Here is a 10,107-nt window from a genome sequence, read left to right as displayed (position 1 = left end):
ATGACCAACTATCAGGAAAACTGCGAATGTTTGCTGCACAACCAGAATACCCCAAACAAACACAAAAACTTTATTGCCAGCTTTGGGATAGTGAACAGCGGTGTTTGTGAAACCCGGATTTTTACACCACATAAATGCTAAAACCCAGCCATGAAACCTTGAACTGGCAAACCATACAAAACCTGGGTTGCACAATGTTTACGCTGGCAAAACCGGGAAGCAGCCCTGAAAATGTTTGCAGGAAAAACACGTTGAATTGCTGAACTTTCAGGAAAACGACGTGGCAAACTCAAACCCTTATTGCCAGCTCCACAGAACTTGTTTTTCTCTCGTTAATTCAGATTTTGCAGGAGAAAACTTATTGAAACTCCAAACCGCGTGTAACGCCCGCATGTGGGGCGCCGAAGGCGTCCCAGGCAGCTTGCTGCCGAACACGATGCGCTTGTTATGCGCTGATTAACTCGGACCCTATTTTTATAGGTTTTGAACCAATTCTTTTATTTTTGCGGCCTTTTCAAAGTGGTCAAGTTTATGTGTCATTATCCACCATTCTGCTGCTTCCATGAGAAGTTCAGGATTGTCATTCTTATTCGCAAAGAATGCATAAAATGAAAGACCTACATTTTCGCCTTTACTAGCAATTTTCTTATCACATACTTCAATGATCTTTTCTTTCAGGACTTTTCTCATTTATTACTTAAAACTCCACTGCCGATTAGCTGTGACAGAATTGCAGGTATGTTACTGGCCCTTGTCATGCGTGTAATCTTAAATCAAATGCACATAAAGAATATCTTTGTGCGCTCTTATATCTAAGAAATACGAAGCCTTACATCCTTTCCTCTTGCAATCTGCTGGGTGGTCTTCGTCCTAACCTCGCTGATTTTCTAAAGCTACAGCTAAAACAGGGTGACCGCATTTAAAACATGAAAAAGCGATATTATTACCATGAGCATCAGCTTCGATAGCATCTCCATGACCATTCAAAATATAAAAATCTGTGATTTTCATGACCTATACTCGAATTTGTTGGCGCATAACGCTTGCATGAGGGGCGCTGCCGCAGGCGGCGTCCCTTTGATGCACTTGTTACCCGCTTTTGCGGCGATGTTTGAAAATGCTGATGCTGGCATTGCACAAAGGCAGCAGTGACCAAAGAGCAGGCAGAATGAGTTTGTTTGCTGACCAACCAGGAAAACTGGAACCAATTGCGGCCTTGCCTGCCAGCTTTGAAATAGTGAATAGCGGTGCTGAGTTTACCCCGATTTTTACACCACGCAAATGTGAAATGCTTGCCGTGAAATAATGAACTGACAGCATCACGAAACCTTGGGAGCACTTTGCTGGCGCTGGCACAACTGGGAAGCAGCCAGAAAATATTTGCAGGAGAAACACGTTGAATTGCTGAACTATCAGGATTTAAACCGTGACAAACTCCGATGCTGGCTGCCAGCTTTGCAGAACCACTGGTTGCACAATGCTTGTGCTGGCGTTGCACGATAGAGATAAATTAGTTGAGCACGCTACCGCCTGCCAGCGAAGATAAACCTGCAGCAATTCCTTTTGCTGACGCTGGCATTGCACGAATCAACTCTATTGCTGACCGCCAGCTTTGAAAGGGCTGAGGTTAAAGACTTTTGGCGGGATTTACGATGACTTGGGACTATTCATTCCCCCAACGCGGGTAACGCTTGCATGAGGGGCGCCGCCGCAGGCGGCGTCCCTTTGATGCACTTGTTAAATTACGTTTTGCGACTGATATAGACAGCAAGTGATAGAACAACAAGTGTTAGGGATGTTATCACTTGTCCATAGATTGCAATATTGATTAAATCAAATGACTTTACAGGATTTACACTTGAAATAGTACTTCGTCCAATAGAAATAAATAGTTGCTGAAGAGTATTGCTTTTATCATCTGATGCTAAAAAATATAAGGCTGCATAGTTTAGTATATTTTCTATATAGCTATTAATTGCTAATTTGATTCTGTCATATTTATTCAGTGAGGAAGTAGATTTTGTTTCATCACTGGTGGCATCATTTGTGAAAGCATAAATAATCTCAACGCTTCTTGATAAAGTTCTATAAAGTACTAACCCAAAGGATATACATACAATTGTATTGAAGGATACATGCGGCATAACTGGTTTGAGCAGGCCAATAATTGTTAATATTAAAAATATGCCTGCACTACTTATTAGATTTAAATTGTTGGTCGTTTTTATAATTTTACTTTTTAATCTCTCAGTTTCTTTCTCATCGCTTCTCTCTTCAATTTCATTTTTATAATATTTGGAGAAATAAAAACCAGGTGATAGCAGGCCCCACAAATAGTTTATGTGTCTGCGATTTTCGTTATCATTCAGCTCTTTATTAATAGGTTTAAAAGCTTTGAATCTTATAAACCATTCAAAAATAAAGCAAATAATTAATCCGTTCAAAATTAATAATTTGCTGCTAATAATTGGTATGAAATTTGTCATTGTTAGTACGACAAAAATAATTGATGTGAAAATATATAATAAAGAAGTTTGCACTGAATTCTCATTAGTGATTTAACAGCTTCATATACGCTTAAAGCCGTATAAGAAACTATCAATTTTTCTATTAAAAACCATGAATAATGCCTTTATATCAACCAGTTATACTGGCTCTGATGTAGTGCAAGCATTATTCATATTGTCGTAATACCTAAATGTATATTTTCCGCTTATGCAGAATTCACATCATAAGCTTGCTAAAAAGCATGCAAAAACAACATGTTAAGGCTGACTTGAGAAATTGACATATACAAACTAATTTCACTGTTATTCTATCCAGTTGTTCGGGGTATGCAGTGAGATTACAGCAACAGTTTCAGCAGGCTATAAGAACTATGAATTATGCCTATGCAACTGAGAAAGCATACTGGAGCTGGATCAGGCAATATCTTAAGTTTCATAAGATGTGCCATCCCGCCAGTATGGGAGGAGAGCAAATTAGCGAATTCCTTTCCTATCTGGTCATGCAGAGGCATATTTCCATCAATACCCAACAACAGGCACTAAGTGCTCTGGTATTTTTATATCGTAATGTTCTGCAGCGTGAAGAGTTAATTATTAATGAGTGGTCTTTTTCCCGAAGGCCAAAGAAACTCCCGGTCGTCTTTTCTCGCAATGAAGCAGAACTTGTTCTTTCTCATCTGCAAGGAACGCCGCTTCTTATTTCCCAACTGATGTATGGTGCAGGTTTGCGGCTTATGGAGGCCATTCGGGTGCGAGTCAAGGATGTCGATTTCAGTCGGAATGAAATCACTGTTAGAGAAGGTAAAGGAGGGAAGGACAGAATCACTGTACTCCCTCAAAAAACCGTTCCTTCACTAAAGCGCCATATTGAGCACTCAGCAGCCCTTCATCAAAAGGCTTTGGCTGAAAATGTCAGTCATGTCCATTTGCCTGGGGCTCTGGCTAAAAAATACCCTAATGCTGGTAAGGAGCTGGCTTGGCAGTTTATATTTGCCAGTAATCAACTGAGCCGTGATCCCCGCTCAGGGAAAGTTGGTCGTCATCATATCAATGAGCGCCATATTCAACGCAGAGTGAAAGCGGCCATTTATAAGGCTGGTATTCATAAGCACGCCAGCTGTCATACATTCAGGCATAGCTTTGCCACACATCTGTTAGAAACTGGTTATGATATCCGCACTGTTCAGGAGTTACTCGGCCATTCCAATGTTAATACCACTATGATTTATACCCATGTGCTTAACCGGGGAGGTCGGGGAGTAAAAAGTCCGGTAGATAATTAGCACGCTACCGCCCATCGGGTCTCAGGAATAAATCATTCCAGGGCCGGTCCGCATTGGCACAATATCTGATTATTATGCCATTTTGCCATGCGGCTGTTTTCAGAGTAAGCGTGATAAATGCGGATTTATAGGCAGATTGTCAGAAAATTCTCCTACTGAATATTCAAGCCCATTTTGGCTAAATCTTTGTAGCCAATATCATCAATGGCGCTGTTTAGTTAAATAGTGGTTTTTAGTACCTCCTTTCCAGGAACATCAGATTCCCTTTCTCGCGCATATCGACCCGCTTTAAAAAACTCATTCCCAAAAGAATCGGATGGTCGCTGGCAATCACCGAGGCGGGAACATTCATTTCGGTAATTCCCTGAATCGATACAGATTCCAGAACAATCTGATACCCAACAACAACACCATTAGCTGTCTGATAGGGGCGCTTTCTACCACCCTTGTAATCCAGCCCGATTCTTTTGGCTTCTTCTTCGCTGATACTGATATCTGTCGCACCTGTATCCAGCACCATGCGTACAGTCCGTCCGTTAATCATGCCATCAACCCAGTAATGGCCATCTTTGCTGCGGGTAATTTTGACAACAGGCTTTTCTGGTTCAACGTAATCCTGAGAAGTTTCACGGCCCAGCTGCAGGGTTCTGAGCTGGCCTCCAATGGAAACAGTTGCCGAGTTCTTGGTAGTGGATACAAGTTTCACTCCGGCAACACTTTTTCCTTCTTTGACAACATGGCGTTCGCCATTGATCAGCAATATTGCGGCTCCGGGAAACAGCCCAACAACACTTATTCTGGATGCAGATAAAGAGAAGCTGGAGAACGCTATTAGTATCAAGAGAGTGAAGATCCTTATCACCGACTTTCCTCTCATTCTTGTTTTAATTGGTTCATTTTATATTAGGTTAGTCAGGACATAAGGTGCAGCCCCTTAGAGACGGCTGCACTATCAAGGAGATCATTCGGAAGATCATTAAACCAGAAGAGCAATCCCCTGAAGAGCCAGAAAGGCATAGGCACCGGCAATCAGGTCATCCAGCATTATTCCGATTCCACCATCGACATGTTTGTCGGCCAGACTGATAGGCCAGGGTTTCCAGATATCAAACAGGCGAAACAGAGCAAAACCGACAGCAATCCAGAGCCAGCCAGCCGGTGCCGCAATCATGGTAATCCAGAATCCACAGAACTCATCCCAGACAATACCCGGATGATCATGCACTCCCAGATCTCTGGAGGCTTTGCCGCAGATGGCAATACCTGCCAGGCTGGCAATAACAATAACCACTATATATAGAGGAAAAGAAAGCTGCAGCAGCAATAAATAGAAAGGAACAGCCGCCAGCGTGCCAAAAGTTCCCGGCGCTTTGGGGGCAAGTCCGCTGCCAAAGCCAAAAGCAAGAAGATGCCAGGGGTTGGATAAACGGGGTTTAGGCAAGGGAAATCCTTAATACCGCAAATGAGAAGAGGTTCTCTTAATCATACATTCCATAACAGGCTGTAGATAGTTTGCTCAGCTGATTTGAGAAGAGCTAATGATCTGTCTCAAAACGAGTTTCCATTCTGATTTCGATCTCTGGTATTTATCAATCTGATAGATAATGTTCGGTTTCGTCATTCTGAGAAAGAATGAAATTAGAAACTGATCTTCATAGTGGTTAACTTTAAATATTCTCTATCCAATTGAAAGTAAAAGAAAAATAAATTTATTTTGGAGTGTTGGCAAAGTCTGGCACGGGAATTGTTATAGACAGATCAGATGGCAGGATTCCCGGTTCCCCTCAAACAGCCATGAGCGATAAACAGCCATGGCAATAAGCACCGGGTCTGTCCCGCCCCGGAAATTCAATTTCCAGAATGAAAAAGTCTATTCATTTTAACCAGATCGGGTAAGTGCTATGAGCCTCGACAAAATCATCGAAGAAATCCGCAGCCTCGAATCCAAACTGCACGAAAAAGACTTCCTGCTGACCTGGGAGCAATCTCCTGAAGAACTGAAGCAGGTTCTGCTGGTTGCTGAAGCTCTGCGCACCCTGCGTGACGAAAACATCTCCACCAAAGTTTTCGACAGCGGCCTGGGCGTATCTCTGTTCCGTGACAACTCTACCCGTACCCGTTTCTCTTACGCTTCTGCCTGTAACATGCTGGGTCTGGCTATTCAGGATCTGGACGAAGGCAAGTCCCAGATCGCTCACGGTGAAACCACCCGTGAAACGGCCAACATGATCTCCTTCTGCGCAGACGTTATCGGTATCCGTGACGACATGTACCTGGGCCACGGCAACAAGTACATGCGTGAAGTTGCTGAAGCTCTGGACTTCGGTAAAGAAAACGAAGTTCTGTCCCAGCGTCCTGCCATGGTTAACCTGCAGTGCGACGTTGACCACCCAACTCAGTCCATGGCTGACCTGGCATGGCTCAAGGAGCACTTCGGTTCTCTGGAAGAGCTGAAAGGCAAGAAGATTGCCATGACCTGGGCCTACTCCCCAAGCTACGGTAAGCCTCTGTCCGTACCTCAGGGCATCATCGGCCTGATGACCCGCTTCGGCATGGACGTAACCCTGGCTCACCCAGAAGGTTACGACCTGATTCCTGAAGTTGTTGAAACTGCCAAGAAGAACGCTGAAGCCAGCGGCGGTTCCTTCACTCAGGTTTCCACAATGGAAGAAGCCTTTCAGGACGCAGACATCGTATATCCCAAGTCCTGGGCTCCTTATCAGGTCATGGGCGAGCGTACCGAACTTCTGTACGCCAACGACCAGGAAGGCCTGAAGGCTCTGGAGAAGAAGTGCCTGGAGCAGAACGCTCAACACAAAGACTGGCACTGCACCGAAGAAATGATGAAGCTGACCAAAGAAGGCGAAGCTCTGTACATGCACTGTCTGCCTGCTGACATCACCGGCGTTTCCTGTGAAGAAGGTGAAGTAACCGAAGGTGTATTCAATAAGTACCTGGTTGACACCTACAAGGAAGCTGGCTGGAAGCCATTCATCATCGCCGCCATGATCTTCAGCCGCAAGTTCGCTGATCCTGCCGCCGCTCTGGAAGCTCTGCTGGAGCGTGCCAAGCGTCGCGTAGAGGTTTAATCAAACCGCCATTTTATAGGAAGGCTCTGATCCCATCGGCATTAGGATCGGAGCCAGCTAAGGAAGCAGGCTCTTACACCGTTACCTCGGTCGATCACCAGGGCCCGCTTCTTTCACCAGATTACGACGTTGATTCAACGTCAGGGATAAAGAAATGAGCCAAGAAGCTAACTCTCCTATTGCCGCAAAAATTCCATTCTCCGAAGTCATGAAGAAAGCCGAAGGCTATCGTGCTGACATGACCAAGTTCCTGCGCGACATGATCGCTATTCCAAGCGAATCCTGCGACGAAGAAAAAGTTGTTCTGCGCATTAAGGAAGAGATGGAAAAGGTTGGTTTCGACAAGGTTGAAATCGATCCAATGGGTAACATCCTGGGCTACATCGGCCACGGTAAGCGCATTATCGCCATGGACGCACACATCGACACCGTAGGTGTGGGCAACATGGACAACTGGACCTTCGACCCATACGAAGGCATGGAAGATGATGAGATCATCGGTGGTCGTGGTGCTTCCGACCAGGAAGGCGGCATGGCTTCCATGGTTTACGCCGGTAAGATCATCAAGGATCTGGGTCTGGAAGATGACTACACCCTGGTTGTGACCGGTACCGTTCAGGAAGAAGACTGTGACGGCCTGTGTTGGCAGTACATCATCGAAGAAGATGGTCTGAAGCCTGAGTTTGTTGTTTCCACCGAGCCTACCGATGGCGGAATCTACCGTGGTCAGCGTGGTCGTATGGAAATCCGCATCGACGTAAGCGGTGTTTCCTGCCACGGTTCCGCTCCAGAGCGTGGTGACAACGCTATCTTCAAGATGGGCCCAATCCTGAACGACCTGCAGGTTCTGAACGAATGCCTGCACGTTGACGAGTTCCTGGGTAAAGGTACTCTGACTGTATCCGAAGTGTTCTTCACTTCCCCAAGCCGCTGCGCTGTTGCTGACAGCTGTGCAGTATCCATCGACCGTCGTCTGACCTGGGGTGAAACCTGGGAAGGTGCTCTGGAAGAAATCCGTCGTCTGCCTTCTGTTAAAGCGGCTGGCGCTGAAGTTTCCATGTACAAGTACGACCGTCCTGCCTACACCGGCCTGGTTTACCCAACTGAGTGCTACTTCCCATCCTGGAAGATCGACGCAGACCACGTGGTAACTGACTCTCTGGAAGAAAGCTACCGTCTGCTGTTCGACAAGGAGCCTCGTACCGACAAGTGGACCTTCTCCACCAACGGTGTATCCATCATGGGTCGCTACGGCATTCCTTGCATCGGCTTTGGTCCTGGTAAGGAAGCGGAAGCTCACTTCCCGAACGAGAAGACCTGGAAGCAGGATCTGGTTGACTGCGCTGCCATGTATGCAGTTATTCCTCTGATGTATCTGCATAAGACTGCTTAATAGTATGGCCAAACCCTTGAAAGTGCTGAATTGCATTTATGGGGTTTGGCCTGTGAACTGGATTGTTTTTTCCGTTCCAAAATCCTGACCATCGACCATCGACCATCGACCATCGACCATCGACCATCGACCATCGACCATCGACCATCGACCATCGACCATCGACCATCGACCATCGACCATCGACCATCGGGAAGGTGGAAGTGTCAGAAATGCAGGAGCAATTTCTGGCGATTGCAGTCGCTATCATGCCATCCTTGGCATTTGAAAAAATAATCCAGTTCACAGGCCTTCTGGCATCAAGGTTTCCGCTAGAAGAAAAATGATGTGGGGGAATGTCATGTCTGTTCTGATTAAAAACGCCACGATAGTTAACGCTGAGGAATCACGCCAGGGAGATTTGCTGGTTGCTAACGGTTTAATTGATCGTATTGCGCCAAAGATCGATGTGCCCGCTGACAGGGTGATTGACGCTTCCGGCAACTACCTGATTCCCGGCGGTATTGATGTTCATACCCATATGAACATTGATGTCGGCATCGCCAAGAGCTGTGACGATTTCTATTCCGGAACCGTTGCTGCTGCCTTCGGTGGTACAACAACAATCGTCGACCATATGGGCTTTGGTCCGGCTGGTTGCTCTCTCCATCACCAGCTTGAAGTCTACAAAGAGTGGGCTGCTGATCAGGCGGTGATTGACTACAGTTTCCATGGCACCATCCAGCACATAAATGATGACATTCTCGATGAAATGGCATCAATGGTGGATGATGGCATCTCCAGTTTTAAACTCTATCTCACCTATGGCTATAAGCTTGGTGACAGTGATGTGCTGAAAGCGCTGCTGCGCCTGAATGAGCTGAACGCCCTGACCTGTGTCCATCCGGAAAATGACAGCGCGGTGAACTTCCTGCGCAAACGGATGCTGGCGTCCGGTCAGACTGATCCTATCTTCCATGCCCTGAGTCGTCCGGCAGAATGTGAAGCCGAAGCGATCTCGCGGATGATTAATCTGGCTGCTCTGGCCGATGCTGCGCCACTTTATATTGTGCATCTGTCTAATAGTGCAGGCCTGGATTATATCCGCCTGGCTCAGCAGAAAGGTCAGCCGGTCTTTGCGGAAACCTGTCCCCAGTATCTGTTCCTGGATATGCAGCGTTATCAGCAGAAAGGTGAGGAAGGACTCAAATATATTCTCAGCCCACCCCTGCGCGAAGCCTGGAACCAGGACAAGCTGTGGGCCGGTATGAACGATGGCAGCATTGATACTGTTGCCACAGATCACTGCACCTTCACTCTTGAGCAGAAACGAATGGGACTTGGCGATTTCACCAAGTGTCCAAATGGTCTGCCCGGCGTTGAAACACGTCTGCCTCTGATGTTCTCGGAAGGTGTGATGAAAGGACGGATGTCTATAAACCGTTTTGTGGAACTGGTCAGTGCCAAGCCCGCCAAAATGTTTGGCATGTATCCACAGAAAGGTGTGATTCGTGAAGGGGCTGATGCAGACCTGGTTCTGATCGACCCTGCTAAAGAAGTGACCATCACCAAAGAAAAGCAGCATGGTAATTGCGACTATACGCCTTATGAAGGCTTTAAGTTACAGGGTTACCCGGTCCTGACCATGCTTCGGGGGAGTATTCTGGTTGAAAACGACCAGTTTCATGGGGAAGCGGGTCAGGGCCGTTTTATTCGTCGTAAGCAACTGGATGAGAAATTCCGCTTACGTAGATAAACAGCTTATTACTCGATAACGCAGTTTTGAGTATTAGTTTGTTTAAAGAATAGTCGCCCAGTCTGTATTCACAGAGTTAAGATGATATGGCTGCTACACT

General features: G+C 46.2%; 11 protein-coding genes. 5 read left to right on the top strand and 6 right to left on the bottom strand.

Annotated elements, in window-relative coordinates:
• Positions 1–474: 474 nt before the first annotated feature.
• Positions 475–690, bottom strand: a complete 216-nt coding sequence (locus tag M3P05_RS18485) for a DUF6500 family protein (RefSeq protein WP_249701578.1) — start codon at positions 688–690, stop codon at positions 475–477.
• Positions 691–870: 180 nt separating this feature from the next.
• Entirely contained in the window at positions 871–1,011 is a 141-nt protein-coding gene (locus M3P05_RS18480; protein WP_249701577.1) for a hypothetical protein, read from the bottom strand.
• 106 nt (positions 1,012–1,117) lie between these two features.
• Between M3P05_RS18480 and M3P05_RS18475 the strand changes: the two genes are divergently transcribed.
• Entirely contained in the window at positions 1,118–1,306 is a 189-nt protein-coding gene (locus M3P05_RS18475) for a hypothetical protein (protein WP_249701576.1), read from the top strand.
• Positions 1,307–1,742: 436 nt separating this feature from the next.
• Here M3P05_RS18475 and M3P05_RS18470 read toward each other — a convergent pair whose 3' ends face one another.
• Positions 1,743–2,540, bottom strand: a complete 798-nt coding sequence (locus M3P05_RS18470) for a hypothetical protein (RefSeq protein WP_249701575.1) — start codon at positions 2,538–2,540, stop codon at positions 1,743–1,745.
• A 299-nt stretch (positions 2,541–2,839) separates the two neighbouring features.
• On the opposite strand from M3P05_RS18470, the gene M3P05_RS18465 reads away from it, so the two are divergent.
• A complete protein-coding gene (locus M3P05_RS18465) occupies positions 2,840–3,790 on the top strand; it encodes an integron integrase (protein WP_249701574.1) in 951 nt (316 codons plus the stop codon).
• Positions 3,791–4,022: 232 nt separating this feature from the next.
• Here M3P05_RS18465 and M3P05_RS18460 read toward each other — a convergent pair whose 3' ends face one another.
• Positions 4,023–4,652, bottom strand: a complete 630-nt coding sequence (locus M3P05_RS18460; RefSeq protein ID WP_249701573.1) for a retropepsin-like aspartic protease family protein — start codon at positions 4,650–4,652, stop codon at positions 4,023–4,025.
• Positions 4,653–4,766: 114 nt separating this feature from the next.
• On the bottom strand, positions 4,767–5,231 hold the full coding sequence (locus tag M3P05_RS18455) for a phosphatidylglycerophosphatase A family protein (protein WP_249701572.1): 465 nt from the start codon (positions 5,229–5,231) through the stop codon (positions 4,767–4,769).
• Positions 5,232–5,691: 460 nt separating this feature from the next.
• Here M3P05_RS18455 and ygeW point away from each other — a divergent pair, with 460 nt between their 5' ends.
• Entirely contained in the window at positions 5,692–6,879 is a 1,188-nt protein-coding gene (gene ygeW, locus M3P05_RS18450) for a knotted carbamoyltransferase YgeW (protein ID WP_249701571.1), read from the top strand.
• Positions 6,880–7,033: 154 nt separating this feature from the next.
• Positions 7,034–8,272, top strand: coding sequence for a YgeY family selenium metabolism-linked hydrolase (locus tag M3P05_RS18445; RefSeq protein ID WP_249701570.1), 1,239 nt, complete (start codon positions 7,034–7,036; stop codon positions 8,270–8,272).
• On the opposite strand, the gene M3P05_RS21305 is transcribed toward M3P05_RS18445, so the two are convergent.
• Complete coding sequence (locus M3P05_RS21305; RefSeq protein ID WP_408635963.1) at positions 8,269–8,406, bottom strand: hypothetical protein; 138 nt, start codon at positions 8,404–8,406, stop codon at positions 8,269–8,271. The two genes, M3P05_RS18445 and M3P05_RS21305, sit on opposite strands and share 4 nt — an antisense overlap.
• Before the next feature lie 206 nt (positions 8,407–8,612).
• On the opposite strand from M3P05_RS21305, the gene hydA reads away from it, so the two are divergent.
• Positions 8,613–10,007 (top strand): dihydropyrimidinase, encoded by a 1,395-nt coding sequence (gene hydA, locus M3P05_RS18435; RefSeq protein WP_249701568.1) that lies wholly within the window; start codon positions 8,613–8,615, stop codon positions 10,005–10,007.
• Positions 10,008–10,107: the final 100 nt, after the last annotated feature.

The organism is Parendozoicomonas callyspongiae, from assembly GCF_023502345.1.
In the GTDB taxonomy this organism is placed as follows: Bacteria; Pseudomonadota; Gammaproteobacteria; order Pseudomonadales; family Endozoicomonadaceae; genus Sansalvadorimonas; species Sansalvadorimonas callyspongiae.
The sequence above is the reverse complement of the archived record's forward strand: the minus strand, read 5'-3'. Positions and strand labels throughout refer to the sequence as shown.